Origin of the sequence: Lentzea waywayandensis, assembly GCF_900115955.1 — a bacterium.
In the GTDB taxonomy this organism is placed as follows: domain Bacteria; phylum Actinomycetota; class Actinomycetes; order Mycobacteriales; family Pseudonocardiaceae; genus Lentzea; species Lentzea waywayandensis.
In genome coordinates this window covers 86610-102063 of record NZ_FOYL01000011.1, presented here as the reverse complement: position 1 = coordinate 102063, position 15454 = coordinate 86610, and the positions used below count along the sequence as shown (strand labels likewise).

Genomic DNA, 15454 nt, shown 5'->3' with positions numbered 1-15454 from the left:
CCGTTCGTTAGCTTGTGCACGTGAACGCTCTCAGGGCCGCGCGGGTGGCCACCTTCACGTACTTCGGGCTCAACGGGTTCCTGCTCGGGCTGTGGCTCGTGCACATCCCGACGGTCGAGGACCGCACGGGCATCGACCACGCCGAGCTAGGCCGGTTGCTGCTCCTGCTCGGCCTGGGCGCGTTCATCGGCATGCGGCTCGGCGGCAAGTTCACCGACCGCGTGGGCGTGAAGCGGGTCGTGCCCGCCGCGGGCGTGTTCTGCAGCGTCACGGCCTTTCTGCCCGGTGTGGCGGTCAACCAGTGGACGCTCGGTGCGGCACTGCTGATCTTCGGCATCGGCAACGGGCTGATCGACGTGAGCATGAACGCGCACGCCGTGGTGGTGGAGCGGCACTACCAGCGTCCGGTCATGTCGGCGTTCCACGCGACGTGGTCTCTCGGCGGTGTCGCTGCCGCGTTGACCGGCGCACGGACGCTGAGCTGGGAGCTCTCCCCCGCCACCACTCTCGGCGCCGCCGCGGTGTTCGGCATCGTCGTCAGCCTGGTGACCGCGAGGCTGTTGCTCGACGAGAAGGAGGAGCAGCACGCCGCCGCGCAGACCGGCAAGCGCAAGGTGCCGCGCCGGATCTGGATCATGGCCGTGCTCGCGCTGCTGGTGATGCTGAGCGAGGGCGCGGCCAACGACTGGAGCGTGTTGCACCTTCAGGACATCCTCGACGCCCCGCCGCAGGTCGCGGCGCTGGCCTACGGCGCGTTCGCCACGACGATGACCGTCGGACGGCTGCTCGCGGACCGGATCACCGCGAAGGTCGGTCCGGTGGCGGTGCTGCGCTGGGGCTCGGTGATCGGCGCGGCGGGCATCGCGACCGCGGCGCTCTCACCGTGGATCTGGCTCGCGCTGGTGGGCTGGGCGATCGCCGGCATCGGCCTGTCGGGCACGATCCCGCAGCTCTTCAGCGCCGCCGGGCACGCGGAACCCGGCGCGGCGGGCGCCAACGTCTCGCGCGTGGCGGGGCTCGGCTACCTCGGCGTGCTGGCCGGACCGGCGGTGATCGGCTGGCTGACCCACGTCGTGCCGCTCAACATCGCGTTCCTGCTGCCGGTGGCGTTGTGCCTGGTCGCGGCAGTCTCGGCGAACGTTCTTCGCACCGATTCCGCCGAGGAGAAGGTCTCGGCGTAAGAATGCCCGCATGGATCTTGCCGAACTGGATCTCACCACCGCACATCTCGCCGACGCCTGCATCCGGGCGAACATCCCGGTCCGCACCGTCACCCTGACGCCGGTCATCCCCGGCTCCAAGACCAGTGGCCGAGTGCTGCCCGCCCGGCACGCGGGCAGCGTCGACATCTTCCTCGAGGCCATCGAACGCAGCGAACCCGGCGACGTGCTGGTCGTCGACAACGACGGCCTCGCCGACGAGGCCTGCGTGGGCGACCTGATCGTCCTCGAAGCACAGCAGGCCGGGCTCGCGGGCGTGGTCATCTGGGGCCTGCACCGCGACACGCAGGACATTCGTGCGATCGGGCTGCCGGTGTTCAGCCTCGGCGCGAACCCGACGGGACCGTTGAGCCTGCGCGACCGTGCGCCCGAGGCTCTCTCGACGGCCGAGATCGACCAGTGGACCGTCACGTCCGACGACATCGTGTTCGGCGACGACGACGGCGTGCTGTTCGTGCCGGCCTCGGACGCGGAGACGCTCATCGCGAAGGCACGCGGCATCCGGGACGTCGAACGAGCGCAGGCGGACCGCGTGCGGCAGGGTGAGTCCCTGCGCAGCCAGTTGCGGTTCGGCGAATACCTGGCGAGCGGACTCACGTTCCGCGAGCATCTGCGCAAGATCGGCGGCGCCGTCGAGGAGTGAGGCCATGATCCCCGAGACATCGATTCCGGCTAGGTACAAAGGACGCGCCGACGCGTTCGAGGCGAAGGTCGCGAACGTGCGCTCCGACCAGTGGGCCAACCAGTCGCCGTGTGCGCAGTGGACCGCGCTTGAGGTCGTGGACCACGTCATCGACATGCACGGCGTGATGCTCGGCCATCCGATCCCACGCACCGAGGACCCGCTCACGGACTTCCGCGAGGCCCGCCGCCAGGTCCAGGAGGCGCTGGAATCAGACCGGGCGCGAAGCGAGGTCTCCACGCCCGCCGGCCCGATGACGCTGGAGGACCACGTCGACCAGGTCGTGAGCGACGACCTGGTGCTGCACGGCTGGGACCTCGCCCGCGCCACCGGCCAGGACGAGACGATCCCCGCGACCGACGTGGAACGCCTCTGGGCCACCGCGACGGCCGTGCCCGCCGAACTGATGGAACGCTTCCGCACGCCCGGCGCGTTCGGTCCCGGCATCGAGGTCTACGGCGCCGAGGTCAAGGTGCCCGACGATGCTCCGTTGCAGGACAGGCTGCTCGGGTATGTGGGTCGAGACCCCATGTCGAAAAGTCTCTGAGCACTTCGACGGGTCCGTGTAGGGCAGCCGCTGAGAGGAACGAACATGGACTGGACCCTGGAAGTCATCGTCGTACCGGTGTCGGATCTCGACCGGTCGAAGCGCTTCTACTCCGAGCAGCTCGGATTCACCGTCGATCACGACACGACGTTCAACGAGGACACGCGGGTCCTGCAACTCACCCCGCCCGGCTCCGGCTGCTCGATCGTCATGGGCAAGGGCATCGTCAAGGGCGAGCCGGGGACGTTGAAGGGCGTGCAGCTCGTCGTGTCGGACCTGGAGAAGGCCCGTGCGCAGCTTCTCGAGCGCGGCGTCGAGGTCGGCGAGATCGTGCGGATGAACGAGGCGGATGGAGGGTCGTTCATCTTCTTCGACGACCCGGACGGCAACAGCTGGGCCGTGCAGGAGATCAAGGCCCGCGCTACCGGTGGGGAGTGGAAGTGAAGTACATGCTGGTCAGCTACGGCGGCAGCCAGGAGGACTGGGAAGGCCTGGCCGCCTGGTCCGACGAGGACATGCACCGCATGATCGCCTACATGCGCGACCTGGACGCCGAGCTGCGCGCCTCCGGTGAGCTGCTTCAGTCCGAGGGACTGAGCGGTCCGGCTAGGGCGTTCGTGGTGCGGGGCAGCGACGACGGCCCGGTCGTGGTGGACGGACCGTTCGCCGAGTCCAAGGAGGTCATCGCCGGGTACTGGGTGGTCGACGTCGACAGCCAGGAACGGCTGCTGGAGATCGCCCGCAAGGCCTCGGCGTGCCCAGGGCCGGGCGGGAAGCTCCTGAACCAGCCGATCGAGGTGCACCCGATCATGAGCGCGCCCGACGTGGACCCGGAAACGCTGGCGCCGTACCAGAAGTAGTGGATTCGTCCTCTGTCAGACTATGTCGGAGTCCCTCTCGCCAGGCGAGAGGGACTCCGACCATTTAAACCGGGCGTCAAGAGAGAGCTGATCCTTGCCGCGATTCTGCACCGCGACGAATTTCGTAACGCCGACGGGCGCCGGAGCGAACGCAAACCAGGAGCTGATCGTCTCGGTCTCATCAGAGGACGCACATGATCACTTACTGGCTCGCGCCTACGGCGACGATATTCGCGGCCATCGTCGCTGCGTTCATCGCTTACCGAAACAACATACGTCTCCATGAAGCGCAGGAACGACTGAAGTGGATCAATGCTCAGCTGGCCGAGTTCTATGGTCCGCTCTACTCCATCTCTGAGGCTTCGAACGTGGCATGGGTGCAGTTCCGAAAGCTTGTCAGGCCGGAGGGCGGCTACCTGTTCGACTACGATCTCAGCGAGGAGGAGCAGAAGGAGTGGATTAGCTGGATGACGAACGTGTTCATGCCCGCCAACAAGCGGATGTACGAGATTATCGTGACGCGTTCACATCTTCTAGTTGGCGAAACCATTCCTGAAGTCTACGCGCAGTTCTGCGCACATATGGCGACTTATGAAGTGGTTGTGTACCGCTGGAGCCAAGGAGACGTTTCAGTCCTCAACTCGCCGATTCAGTTTCCGGATGGATTTCGCACCAACATCGCAGAATCCTTCCTGCACTTGAAACGCCAACAACAGGAGCTTCTGCTCCGCGTTCAGCCTTCCCGCCGATGGTTCAAGGCGAATGGAAAGTAGCGGTGAGGGGCCGAGCGAACCCGGCCCCTCACACGGTCACTTCAGGTCGTACGCGCGGATGATCGTCTGCTGGACGTCACCGCCCGCGTCCGCCGCCCGAGCCTTGAACGAGACGTTCTTGGCTCCGTGCGGGTGGATCAGCGTGACCTGCCAGCCGGCGCGCGTCTTGCGCAGCGGCACCGGCTTCCACGTCTTGCCCTCGTCGTAGGACACCTGCACCGCGGGATCCTTGATGTTGGTGACGGGGCCCGTTCCGTTGCGCTCCACCGTGATCGGCACGGTGACGACGCGTCCGGCGCGGTTGTTCTCGTCCAGCTGCGGCGCGAAGCGGACCGCCAGCAGCGGCACCGACTTGTACTCGTCGCCGGGGACGTTCTCCGAGTAGAACGACCAGTCCGTGGTGACCTTCGACGAGACCGAGTCGCGGGTCGCCTCGGTGTGGACGGTGTAGCGCTTCTTCTCCGCCGGGGCGTTCGGGATGTAGGCGTACCCGGCTTCGGGCACGTCGGAGATGACCTTGCCGTCCAGCGTGACGGTGGTGCGGCCGGTGCTCGGGGAGGAGTACCCGTACATGCCCTGCGCGCTGTGCAACGGCAGGTCGAGACGCAGCAGGTTGCCCACGCGTCCGGCGAAGCGCACGGCTCCCGCCTGGTGCGGCACGCCGGGGCCGTAGACGGCGCTGTTCCAGTGCTCGGTCGTGGGGCGGCCGAGCTTGAACACGCGCGGTGCGACCGAGAACTGCGAGCCGAGGGTGGGCCACTCGCCGAGCTTCGTGAACTCGGTCAGCGAGCCGGACCACTCGACGCCCGGCGTGTAGAACTCCTTGAGCCGCAACGGCAGCGGGCCGGAGGCGCCGTTGTCGCGCTGGCCGATCGAGCCCGGCACGCGGGCGTGCGTGACGGAGTTGACCTGCGCCAGTTCGCGGTCCTTGACGGAGCGCTGGACGTTCGCCGGCACGCGGGTCTTCTCGCTGATCCGCACGTGGTACTGGTACGGGCTGCCGTCGAACTTGCCGTTGGCGTCCGGCTTGGCCAGCACGGTCTCGGCGTAGAACTCGAACTTCGGCCACGACGTCTTCGACGGGCGGACGCGGATCGAGTCGAACGAGTTGAGGTACCAGGTGCCGCCGGTCGTGCCCCAGTTGGCCTGCATCAGGAAGCCGAGGCCCGCCTGCGCCGACTTGGCGTCCTTCTGCTCGACCGCGATCGCCGGCTGGGTGCCCTGCCGTGCGTCGAACACGATCTCGGTGTTGCCGGTGACCTCGAGCGCCGGTTCGGTCAGCGTGGTGATCTGGCCGCCCTTGGTCGGGTCGGGGTCACGCGTGCTGATCGTGCCGTCGAGGAAGAACTTGCCCTTGGGCAGGCGTTGCACGAGCGTGCCGGACGGGTCGTAGCGGAAGTACGCCTGCGGCTGGTCGAGGTTGACGAACCGGTAGTCGTAGTACTGCGACGCCGCGCCGTTGTGGTCGAGGAACGTAAGCTTCACGTCGTAGCTCTCGACCTCCTTCACGACGCCGATCGGCACTCGCACGCCGTCGGAGGACAGGACCACCGCGCCGTAGACGCCGTCCGCGACGGCGGCCTTGGTGTCGGCGGTGACCGTGGCGTCGGCCGTGCCACCGGCGGGGATGGTGAGCTTCGCCGGAGAGACGCTGAACAGACCGGCGCCTGCGGGCTTCACGTCGGTGACGCTGAGATCGAGCGTCACGTCGGAGGTGCCGTTGTTGCGGTAGGTCAGCTTCTGCGTGATGGGCTTGTCGTCGTCGTGCGGCCACACCGCGGTGCCCAGCGAGAAGCTGCCGTGGTTCGTGGAGACGGCCGCCGACGCGGCACGGCCGACGTCGAGACGTCCGGCGCCCTGGTCGTAAATGCTCAGCGACGGGTTGGGCTTGGCGCTGTTCATCAGCGCGGCCTTGATGTCCTCGGCCTTCCACGCCGGGTTCTTCGAGGCGAGGATCGCCGCCGCTCCGGCCACGTGCGGGGTGGCCATCGACGTGCCGGACAACGCGACGTGTCCTTCGCCGACGGGCGTGCCGATCTGGCCGTTCTTGGCCTTGGCGGCCACGATGTCGACGCCCGGCGCGGTGATGTCGGGCTTGACGGCGTTGTTCACCCAGCGCGGGCCGCGCGAGGAGAACTCGGCGAGCGTGTCGTCACGGTTCACAGCGCCGACGGTGAGGGCCGCGTCGGCGGATCCAGGTGAGCCGATGGCGCCACCGGAGTTGCCGGCGGCGACGACGAACAACGCGCCGGTCTGCTCGGTGATGCGGTTGAGCGCCAGCGACATCGGGTCGGTGCCCTCGTCGGGCCACGAACTGCCGAGGCTCATGTTGATGACCTTGGCCTTGGCCGCGGCCCACTCCATGCCGGCGATAATGTCGCTCTCCCGGCCGCCGCCGTAGTCGCCGAGCACCTTGCCGTTGATGAGCTTCGAGTCGGGCGCGATGCCCTTGTACTTGCCGTCGCCGGTGACGGTCGACGCGACGTGCGTGCCGTGGCCGACGCGGTCGTCGGTGGTGTCGCTGTCGCTGAAGTTCTTGGATTCGAGCACCGCGCCCGCGAGGTCCGGGTGGGTCTCGTCGACGCCGGTGTCGAGGATCGCGACGGTGACGTCCTTGCCGGTGAAGCCCTTCTCCCACGCCTGGGGCGCGCCGACCTGCGCGGCGCTGCGGTCCAGTGACGCGGTCACCTTGCCGTCGAGCCAGATCCTGCCGGTGCCCGCCGCCCGGGCACCGGCCCAGAACGAGCCGTTCTTGTCGACCTTGATCGCCCGAGCGTCGATGCTCGGCAACGACTCGGCGTTCGCCGCGCTGATCCCCTGCCCCTGCACGATCAGCGGAAGCGTCTTGCTGGACGCGTCGTCGTAGCCGGATCTGGCCAGCAGCGAGACGTCGAACAGCCGCGCGTCCAGCTCGCCGGTGTTGAGCCTGTGCTGGGCGTCGAGCGGGACGACGTGCAGGTCACCGCGCGGATCCTTGAAGCTGCGGAACCCGACGGTCTCCCGGCCCTGCGCCGCTCTGGCGTGGACCTTGCCGTTGCTGACGGTGACCTCGTCACCGGTGATGAGCGTGACCTTGGTGGTCAGCCCGTCGGCACGTACCTCTTGTTCCTGTGGCGCCGCCGAAACAGGAACGGCTGCCGTGGCGGCAACCACGACAGCCGTCAGCCCGGCAGCGAGATGTGATCGTTTCAAGCGAACTCCCCTTAGTTCACCGAGGAGGGAATAGCCCTCAGTGACTAAGACACTCCCCACGGTGGCGGCGTTGCTGGGTGGCCCGCATCACATGTTCACAGAATTGTCTGGATCGCCCGTTCCACGGCCGCCTCGACGTGCAGGCGGGTCGTTGGGAACACCGGAAACGGCACGTCAGCCTGGGAGATCAGCAGTTCGATCTCGGTGCAGCCGAGGATGACGCCCTCTGCCCCTTCGAACCGCGCGATCACGTCTTGATAGGCGCGGCGGGACTGCTCGCGGACGATGCCGAGGCACAGCTCGTCGTAGATGATCCGGTGCACGGTCGCGCGGTCCTCGGCGGACGGCACCAGGACTGTCAGGCCGTGGGACTCCAGGCGTTCGCGGTAGAACGCCTGGTCCATGGTGAACCCGGTGCCGAGCAGGCCGACCGTGGTGAAGCCGGCCTGCCTGATGGCCTGGGCCGTCGTGTCGCCGAGGTGGACCACCGGGATGTCGACGGCCGCCTGCACCTGGTCGAACACCCTGTGCATGGTGTTCGTGCAGATCAGCAGGAAGTCGGCGCCGCCTGCCTGCACCTGTGCGGCGGCCTCGGCGAGCGCCTTGCCCGCGTCGTCCCAGCGGCCCTCGACCTGCATGCGTTCGATCTCGGCGAAGTCGACGGAGTGCAGCACGATCTTCGCGGAGTGCAGGCCGCCGAGGCGTTCGCGTACGAGCACGTTCGCCAGCCGGTAGTACTCCGCGCTGCTCTCCCAGCTCATTCCGCCCAGCATCCCGATCGTCAGCATGCGACCAGTCAAGCACTCCAGCGCGGGTCACGGCCGGTGGTGGCCAGCAGTTGCTCGAACGGCGACGCGTCCGCGGGTGCCTCGACGGGTGCCTTGAACACGTTCATCTCGATGGCCATCGGGCCCATCTGCTTCACCAGGCCTTCGACCTCGGTGAACACCTCGGGGTCCGGCTCGAAGCGCTGGCCGGTGGCCTGGGCGAGGTCGGAGACGTGGATGGTGAGGTCGAGCAGCACCAGGCCGCCGACCGTCTGCGCGGGCATCTGCATGTTGCCGGCGATGCCCTCGGTCGCACCTGGCTGACCCCAGGCTTCGACGAGCTTCGCGGACTCGGCGGGGTACTGCGCACGCCAGTCCGGATAGGACGGCGTGTGGCTGAAGTCGGCGTCTTGCTTCGCGGCGAGTTTCTGGAACTCCACGACGACGTGCAGCAGGTGGTCGAGCAGGGCGCGGACGTCGTAGTCGGCGCACGGGGTGGGCTTGGTCAGGTCGTCGTCGGTGATGTTCGCGATGACGGGCAGTGCGTGGTCGCGGGCTCGGTCGAGCAGAACGCTGAGCTTCATGGGGTTGACGCTAGAGCCGCGCGGTTCGCCGCTCTTGAAGAAACGCGCCAACCTAGGATCTGGGCTGTGCAGGGGCCACGTCGTGACACTCGGGGGATCATCGACGCGCGCGAGCTCTTCGCCCGCGTGCGGTTCCGCCGCCGCATGCCTTGCGCGGAGTTGCAGCCGTACCTGGAGCATTACTGGCTGATCGACGGTCAGCTGGACGCGCCGTACACCTCGCACGTCGTGCCGCATCCTTCCGTGAACGTCGTCTTCGAGCGCGGCTTCGCCCAGCCGGAGATCGCCGGGGTGGGTCTGGGCCTGTTCAGCCGCGTGCTGGACGGGCGGATCCGGGTGGCGGGCGCGCAGTTCCGGCCGGGAGGGTTCCGGCCGTTCCGCGCCGAGCCGGTGTCGGAGTGGACCGGGCGGCACGTGCGGCTCGACGCTCCGTCGTCGCTGGTGCTGGGCGTGGAGGACGAGGACGAGCGGGTGGCCGCGCTCGACGCGTTCCTGTTGTCGATGGGACCTGTGCCTGATCCGCAGGCGATGCTGGCGATGGAGCTGGTGCAACGGATCCGGGACGACCGGGAGATCCGGCGGGTCGCGGACTTCGCACGGGACTGCGGTGTCGCGGTGCGCACGATGCAACGGTTGTTCGCGGACTACGTCGGGGTGAGCCCGAAGTGGGTCATCCTGAGGTACCGCATCCACGAGGCGCTGGAACGCGCCGAGTCGGACGTGGAGTGGGCGCATCTGGCCGCTGACCTGGGGTACAGCGACCAGGCCCACCTCGTGCGGGACTTCACGCAGACCGTGGGCGTCTCCCCCACGGCGTACGCGCGGGCGCTCACGTGAAGTACTGGCACAGCTCGACGAGGATCCCTTCGGGTCCGCGGACGTAGCAGGTCCGCAGGAGGTTCTCGTAGGTCTCGATGTTCCTGACCACCTCGGCGCCGTGCGGCTTCAGGCGGGCGAGGGTGTCGTCGAGGTCGTCGACGACGAACGCGACGTGCCGCAGTCCGAGGGCGTGGATCGGGGCGTGCGAGCTGCCGTCGATGCTCTGCGGGGTCTGGAACTGGCTGAACTCGATCCGGTACCGGTCGTCCGGCGTCTTCATCATGGCGATGTCGCTGGTGGAGCCGTCGAGTCCGATGACGCCGTCGACGAACTCGCCCTCCATGTGCGCCTTGCCCTCCAGTTCCATGCCGAGCGCCTCGAAGAACGCGACGGCGGCCGCGAGGTCGGTGACGGTCATTCCCACGTGGTGCATGCTCTTGACGCTCATGCCCCTGGGACGGAGCCCACGACCGATCCTCGACACCAGAAGTGGTCCAACTTCACGGGCGGTTTGTGGCTCTCCTGCCTGGACCGCTTTGGCGGCAGAGTTCACCGGCATGAGCCTCGCATTCCTGATCACGACGTTGATCGCGGTCGCCACGCCCGGCACCGGTGTGCTGTACACGCTGTCCGCCGGTCTCGCGCACGGCCGCAAGGCGAGCGTGGTCGCCGCGTTCGGCTGCACGCTGGGGATCGTGCCGCACGTGCTGGCCACGGTCACCGGGCTGGCGGCGCTGCTGCACGCGAGCGCGCTGGCGTTCGAGGTCGTGAAGTACCTGGGCGTCGCCTACCTGGTGTACCTGGCGTGGGCGACGTTGCGGGACAAGAGCGACCTGGTCGTGGACACCGCGGCGGCACCGGCGTCGGCGCGCAGGGTCGTGGTGTCGGCGGTGCTGATCAACCTGCTCAACCCGAAGCTGACGATCTTCTTCGTGGCGTTCCTGCCGCAGTTCGCGACCGGGTTCGGGCAGATGGTCACGCTGAGCGCGGTGTTCATGGCGCTGACGTTCGTGGTCTTCGCCGTCTACGGGGTGTTCGCGGCGTCGATGCGGGACCGGGTGCTGGGCCGGCCGCGGGTGATGGTGTGGCTGCGCCGGTTCTTCGCGGCGTCGTTCGCGGCTTTGGGCCTGAAGCTGGCGCTCAGCTAGTGGCCGCCAGGACGTTGCGAAGGCTGTCCAGCCGGCGATAACACCGCTTGGCGGCTGTTCGGTCACGCGGGGAGATGGCTCGATGAACCAGAAGACCACTAAGAACATCTTGGTACTGGCAGGTGGAACAGCACTGGTGTCCGCAGTCGTGTGGTCGACCGTTGGCTTGGTTCTCCACGGCAACGACATGACACCCAACCTGCTCGCTGAACTCGCCGGTGTGTCACTCGAAATATCTGTTGTCGCGCTCATCGTCGAACGTGTGATGAACAAACAGAAGCGGCGCGAGTGGGATTTCGCCTACCGGGCACTCGCGGAGCGCTCCTGTGAAGCATTCGTCGATGTCATGAGATTGATCTTCTCGCGCAGCAGCGAGGCGATCCTCAACGTGAACTTGTCGCGATACCCGAGTTTCGTCCATCTGGCCGAGCAGCACCGCGGTGATCTTCGCAGCCACATCGAAGGGTCGGCTTCCGCACTGGATCCCAGTACACACAAGCAGTATCGGCGGGTGGAACGCAGGTTGGCGTGGTGCCTTGGGCGGCTCCAGGTTCCCACCGTCAATGTCAGTGGCGACGCGACCCTCCTGCCATTACTTCGCGATACAGCAGAACTGCTCTTCGAGCTGTTGTCCAAAGACGGAGACGATCATCATCCGGAGTTGACGGTCGCACGGTCTTCATTGATCGAAGTCCAAGGCGGACGAAGTGAGGACCTCGTCACGTCTGAGCACTTCCTCGAGAACCGCTACGGCGCTCAATCCGCATTGCTCCGACGGCACGACAGCGAGCGAAAACCGCTTGCCAGTATCGGTCAAGACGTCGACAACGAGTACTCGATCCCGTATTTCATGATCGACTATCTGCTTCTCGTCGAGGTCTGGAAAGTGTCCCGCTAGCAGCCGGCGGCGCGTTCGAGCAGCAGGGTCCGCTCGCGTTCGTTGCGGGTCAGCGACGCGGCCTTCTCGAACTCGGCCTTCGCCTCGGCGTTGCGCCCGAGCTTCACCAGGAAGTCGCCGCGCACGCTGGGCAGCAGGTGGTAGCCCTGCAACGCCTTCTCGCCCGCGATCTCGTCGACCAGCGCGAGGCCGGCGGCGGGCCCGAAGGCCATCGACAACGCCACCGCGCGGTTGAGCTCGACGATCGGCGACGGTGAGATCCCCGCGAGCACCTGGTAGAGGGTGGCGATGCGCTGCCAGTCGGTGTCCTCGGCCTTGCGCGCGCGGGCGTGACACGCGGCGAGAGCGGCCTGTACGTAGTAGGGGCCAGGCGGTTGGTTGAGGGCTTCGGCGCGTTCGAGGGCCTTGAGGCCGCGGCCGATGAGCAGCCAGTCCCAGCGGCCGCGGTCCTGTTCCAGCAGCAGCACGGGTTCGCCGCCGGGGCCGGTGCGGGCCTTGGTGCGGGAGGCCTGGATCTCCATCAGCGCGACCAGGCCGTGGACCTCGGCCTCCTTCGGCGCGAGCTCGGCGAGCACGCGGCCGAGCCGCAACGCCTCGGCGCACAGTTCGGGGCGCAGCCAGTCGTCGCCCTGGGTGGCGGAGTAGCCCTCGTTGAAGATCAGGTAGATGACCTCGAGCACGGACGCGAGCCTGCTGGCGAGTTCGGGGCCTTCGGGGACCTCGAACGGCACTCCGGCGTCGGCCAAGGCCTTCTTGGCGCGCACGATGCGCTGGGCGACGGTCGCGTCGCTGACCAGGAACGCGCGGGCGATCTCCTCGGTCTTGAGTCCGCCCAGCATCTTCAGCGTGAGTGCGACGCGTGCCTCGGTGCCCAGGACCGGGTGGCAGGCGGTGAACATGAGGCTCAGGAGGTCGTCGCCGATCTCGTCCTCGATGCCCTCGCTGGCATCGGGCGTGGCCTCCTGGACGTCGCGGCCGATCTCCTCGACCTTGCGGTTGAAGTTCTCGCGCCGGCGGATCTGGTCGATCGCGCGCCGCTTCGCCGTGGTCGTGAGCCACGCGCCGGGGTTCTTCGGCACGCCCTCTTCCGGCCACTGCTCCAGGGCCGCGATCAGCGCGTCCTGGGCCATCTCCTCGGCGAGTCCGACGTCGCGGGTGTACCGGGCCAGGGCGGCGATGACCTTCGCCGACTCCATCCGCCAGACCGCGTCGATGGTGCGATGCACCGAGGTAGCCCCCATGGGGGCATCAGACCACAGCCACCTGACGTATTTCCACGACGCACGCCGGAAGGCGAATGCGCCTGATCCGTTCGAGCGCCTCCTCCTCGTTGCGGACGTCGATCAGCCAGTACCCCGACACCCCGAACGCGCCGGGCACGAGATCTCCGGCGTCGAGCAGGACACCCGCGCGCACGAGCGAGTCCCCGTGCCGCGTCGCCAACGGTTTCGGGCTCCTGACGAACACCATGAACCGCACCGGGCCTCCTCGTTCGCCGTCTACCGCTACGTCGAACGAGGAGGCCCGGAAATCGACGCGATGATCAGCCGCGGAAGTCGGCCGCGTGATCGCGGGCCCATTCGGCGAAGGTCCGGTACGGCTTGCCGGTGAGCTTTTCGTAGTCCGGCGACACGACGTACTCGTAGTCGGAGAAGTCGTCGGCCTCGCCGCCCTCGTAGCCCGCGATGCCGAGGATGTAGCGGGCGATCTCCTCGGGCCAGCCGACGCTCACGTAGTAGGCGAGCGCCTCGTCGACGGTGACGTCCTGGAACGTCAGGTCTCGGCCGATCGCGGCGCCGATGTCGCGGGCCATGTCCCGCTGGGTGAGTTGCGGCGGTCCGGACAGGTTGTAGGCCCTGCCCGCGTGACCGTCCTCCTGCAGCACCCTGATCGCGACGTCGGCGATGTCGGCCTCGTGGATGGGCTGCCCGAACCCGTCCGGCTCCGGGTGCACGATCGTGCCGTCCGCGCGGATCGACGGACCCCAGAGGTCGATCTTGTTGGCCGCGAACTCGCCCGGCCGCAGGTGGGTCCACTCGACGCCGGACGCCTCGACGGCCTGTTCGACGGGCAGGTGGTGGCTGGTGTCGTAGCCGTAGGTCACCGCGCCCGAGGACAGCGTCACGATCCTGCGCACGCCCGCCCGCACCGCGCGGTCGACCACCTCCTGTGCCGTCGGCGGGTGCACGAACAGGTAGAGCTTCTCCACGCCGTCGAACGGGATGCTGTCCGGGTCGTCGAGGTCGGCCTTCACCACCTCGACGTGGGCGGGGAAGTCCGCCTTGGCCGGATCGCGGGTGATCGCCCGCACCGGGCCCGTGAGCCCTCGCACCACCAATCGGCCGACGTTGCCCGTCGCGCCGGTCACCAGCGTCGTCATCGCATGCCCCCTTCGATGCCGTCCAGCAGTTTGTCGAGCCCGTAGTCGAACGAGCTGCGCATGTTGTCCGCGAGCGTGCCCTCGGTGTCGTAGGCGCCGGCGTTCCACAACGCCGTCATCGCCGGGTACCGCTCGACGTCGAAGTAGTCGTCCCAGAACACCTGCCGGGCGCCCCACCACGAGTCACCGGACTCACCGGTCGCCGCGGCGAGCTGCTGATCGTCCACTTCGGACGCCGCCGCGCCGTGCACGAACCCCTCGACCGCGACGTGCGCGACGGTGACCTGCCTCGGTTCCAGCCCGGAGTCGGCGAGCGCGGCCAGCACGAACTCCTGTCCGTCCATCAGCCCCGGCCCGAGCGGAGGCCGCACCATCGACACGTCCCGCATCCACGGATGTGCCTGGTAGACCGCGCGGGTGCGGTCGGCGTAGTGCTTGACGCGCTCACGCCACGTGCCCTCGGCCGCGAGGTCGCGCTCCTGCAACACGGTGTCGGCCATGAGGTCGATCAGCTCGCCCTTGCCGGGCACGTGCGTGTAGAGCGACATCGTGCCGACGCCCAGTTCCTGCGCGACGCGGGCCATCGACATCGCGCCGAGTCCCTCGCGGTCGGCCACCGCGATCGCTGCGGTGACGATCTGGTCGACGCTCACCTTGGGCTTCCTGCCGACCGGTTTCGGTTCCGCCGGTGTGCGCCAGAGCAGCGCGAGCGTCCTGGCCGGGTCTCCCCCGCCGCTGCGTTCGGCGGCCATCCGTCCACCCCATTTCCGTAGGCCATACGGAAACAATACCGTACGCCCTACGGAAATGGGGTCGTCCGGGTCGGGAGGACGTCGGGACGTGCGGCGGTCGTCGCCGTCCTGGCGCCTGCCGGCAGCGCCTAGTTGACGTACCAGGTGACCTCGACCGCGTCGGAGGAGATCTTCTTCGGCTCCACACACACCTCGTGCGTGAACACGAGTCCGGTCGCCCGGCACAACCGCGCTGGCGTCCGAACGGTGAACCCGCGGGACTCCAGGTGCTCGCGCATCACGTCAGGAGCGCGGTCTCCGGTCGCGATCACCTCGCGCGAGCAGTTGCCGGAACCGCAGTGGCCACTGCCCTCCGCCATCCGCAGCCCGGCTGGTCCCGGCAGCACGCCCTCGTCGCCGGGCTTGGCCTCCAGCTGACCGATCAGGACGACCGCGGCGGCCAGGAACCCCGCCATGATCATCGTCACCAGCCCGAGGACACCGGTCCACACCCGCCGCAGGGCCGGCAGGCACACGACCGCCGCGATCATCGGGTAGAGCCAGTACACCTCGACCTCCGAGGGCACCAGCGGCCCGGACCACCCGAGTCCGCGCGGCACCACGAACCACACCAGCAGAGCCAGCAGGATCGACCCGACGGTCACCCCGGCCTTGCGCGACCCGGCCAGGAAGCACCAGATGAAGATCGGCACCACGCCGAACAGGCTCGACGGCGCGGCGTTCCACGGGAACGTCCCCACGATCACGGCCGCGACGACCAGCGCCGCCCGCCAACCGAGCCGCTGCCGGACGGACTCCTCCAGGTTGGACATGCCGCCAGTAAAGCGGAAAC

At 68.0% G+C, this 15454-nt stretch carries 18 protein-coding genes; 9 read left to right on the top strand and 9 right to left on the bottom strand.

Going from position 1 to position 15454, the window contains the following annotated elements; translation table 11 throughout:
• Positions 1 to 20 precede the first annotated feature (20 nt).
• From BM417_RS33935 to BM417_RS33910, 6 genes are all read left to right on the top strand, one after another.
• Positions 21 to 1181, top strand: a complete 1161-nt coding sequence (locus BM417_RS33935) for an MFS transporter (protein ID WP_245822335.1) — start codon at positions 21 to 23, stop codon at positions 1179 to 1181.
• Positions 1182 to 1191: 10 nt separating this feature from the next.
• Complete coding sequence (locus BM417_RS33930) at positions 1192 to 1863, top strand: RraA family protein (RefSeq protein ID WP_093602988.1); 672 nt, start codon at positions 1192 to 1194, stop codon at positions 1861 to 1863.
• A gap of 4 nt (positions 1864 to 1867) precedes the next feature.
• On the top strand, positions 1868 to 2449 hold the full coding sequence (locus BM417_RS33925; protein WP_093602986.1) for a TIGR03086 family metal-binding protein: 582 nt from the start codon (positions 1868 to 1870) through the stop codon (positions 2447 to 2449).
• A gap of 45 nt (positions 2450 to 2494) precedes the next feature.
• Positions 2495 to 2893: a VOC family protein gene (locus BM417_RS33920; RefSeq protein ID WP_093602984.1), complete on the top strand. Its 399-nt coding sequence runs from the start codon at positions 2495 to 2497 to the stop codon at positions 2891 to 2893.
• Between the two features lie 5 nt (positions 2894 to 2898).
• A complete protein-coding gene (locus BM417_RS33915) occupies positions 2899 to 3309 on the top strand; it encodes a YciI family protein (protein ID WP_245822381.1) in 411 nt (136 codons plus the stop codon).
• Positions 3310 to 3503: 194 nt separating this feature from the next.
• Positions 3504 to 4082: a hypothetical protein gene (locus tag BM417_RS33910; RefSeq protein WP_093602980.1), complete on the top strand. Its 579-nt coding sequence runs from the start codon at positions 3504 to 3506 to the stop codon at positions 4080 to 4082.
• A gap of 36 nt (positions 4083 to 4118) precedes the next feature.
• On the opposite strand, the gene BM417_RS33905 is transcribed toward BM417_RS33910, so the two are convergent.
• From BM417_RS33905 to BM417_RS33895, 3 genes are all read right to left on the bottom strand, one after another.
• The gene (locus BM417_RS33905; protein WP_177320740.1) at positions 4119 to 7274 is read right to left on the bottom strand and encodes a S8 family peptidase; all 3156 of its coding nucleotides are present in this window, start codon (positions 7272 to 7274) and stop codon (positions 4119 to 4121) included.
• Positions 7275 to 7369: 95 nt separating this feature from the next.
• The gene (locus BM417_RS33900; RefSeq protein ID WP_093602976.1) at positions 7370 to 8062 is read right to left on the bottom strand and encodes an aspartate/glutamate racemase family protein; all 693 of its coding nucleotides are present in this window, start codon (positions 8060 to 8062) and stop codon (positions 7370 to 7372) included.
• A gap of 8 nt (positions 8063 to 8070) precedes the next feature.
• On the bottom strand, positions 8071 to 8625 hold the full coding sequence (locus tag BM417_RS33895) for a TIGR03086 family metal-binding protein (protein ID WP_093602974.1): 555 nt from the start codon (positions 8623 to 8625) through the stop codon (positions 8071 to 8073).
• Between the two features lie 66 nt (positions 8626 to 8691).
• Between BM417_RS33895 and BM417_RS33890 the strand changes: the two genes are divergently transcribed.
• Positions 8692 to 9462: a helix-turn-helix domain-containing protein gene (locus BM417_RS33890; protein ID WP_093602972.1), complete on the top strand. Its 771-nt coding sequence runs from the start codon at positions 8692 to 8694 to the stop codon at positions 9460 to 9462.
• Here BM417_RS33890 and BM417_RS33885 read toward each other — a convergent pair.
• Positions 9455 to 9877 carry a VOC family protein gene (locus BM417_RS33885; protein ID WP_093603393.1) on the bottom strand — a complete coding sequence of 141 codons (423 nt, stop codon included), beginning with the start codon at positions 9875 to 9877 and terminating at the stop codon, positions 9455 to 9457. The genes BM417_RS33890 and BM417_RS33885 overlap by 8 nt on opposite strands.
• Before the next feature lie 124 nt (positions 9878 to 10001).
• On the opposite strand from BM417_RS33885, the gene BM417_RS33880 reads away from it, so the two are divergent.
• Together BM417_RS33880 and BM417_RS33875 are read left to right on the top strand one after the other, a co-directional pair.
• Entirely contained in the window at positions 10002 to 10592 is a 591-nt protein-coding gene (locus BM417_RS33880; protein WP_093603391.1) for a LysE family translocator, read from the top strand.
• 82 nt (positions 10593 to 10674) lie between these two features.
• The gene (locus tag BM417_RS33875) at positions 10675 to 11490 is read left to right on the top strand and encodes a hypothetical protein (RefSeq protein ID WP_143138905.1); all 816 of its coding nucleotides are present in this window, start codon (positions 10675 to 10677) and stop codon (positions 11488 to 11490) included.
• On the opposite strand, the gene BM417_RS33870 is transcribed toward BM417_RS33875, so the two are convergent.
• From BM417_RS33870 to BM417_RS33850, 5 genes are all read right to left on the bottom strand, one after another.
• On the bottom strand, positions 11487 to 12731 hold the full coding sequence (locus BM417_RS33870) for an RNA polymerase sigma factor (RefSeq protein WP_093602968.1): 1245 nt from the start codon (positions 12729 to 12731) through the stop codon (positions 11487 to 11489). The two genes, BM417_RS33875 and BM417_RS33870, sit on opposite strands and share 4 nt — an antisense overlap.
• Positions 12732 to 12738: 7 nt before the next feature.
• On the bottom strand, positions 12739 to 12969 hold the full coding sequence (locus tag BM417_RS33865; RefSeq protein WP_093602966.1) for a YciI family protein: 231 nt from the start codon (positions 12967 to 12969) through the stop codon (positions 12739 to 12741).
• Between the two features lie 64 nt (positions 12970 to 13033).
• Positions 13034 to 13870 carry an NAD(P)H-binding protein gene (locus BM417_RS33860; protein ID WP_093602964.1) on the bottom strand — a complete coding sequence of 279 codons (837 nt, stop codon included), beginning with the start codon at positions 13868 to 13870 and terminating at the stop codon, positions 13034 to 13036.
• Entirely contained in the window at positions 13867 to 14622 is a 756-nt protein-coding gene (locus tag BM417_RS33855; RefSeq protein ID WP_093602962.1) for a TetR/AcrR family transcriptional regulator, read from the bottom strand. The genes BM417_RS33860 and BM417_RS33855 overlap by 4 nt, the downstream gene beginning before the upstream one ends.
• Before the next feature lie 128 nt (positions 14623 to 14750).
• Positions 14751 to 15434, bottom strand: a complete 684-nt coding sequence (locus BM417_RS33850; RefSeq protein WP_093602960.1) for a hypothetical protein — start codon at positions 15432 to 15434, stop codon at positions 14751 to 14753.
• Positions 15435 to 15454: the final 20 nt, after the last annotated feature.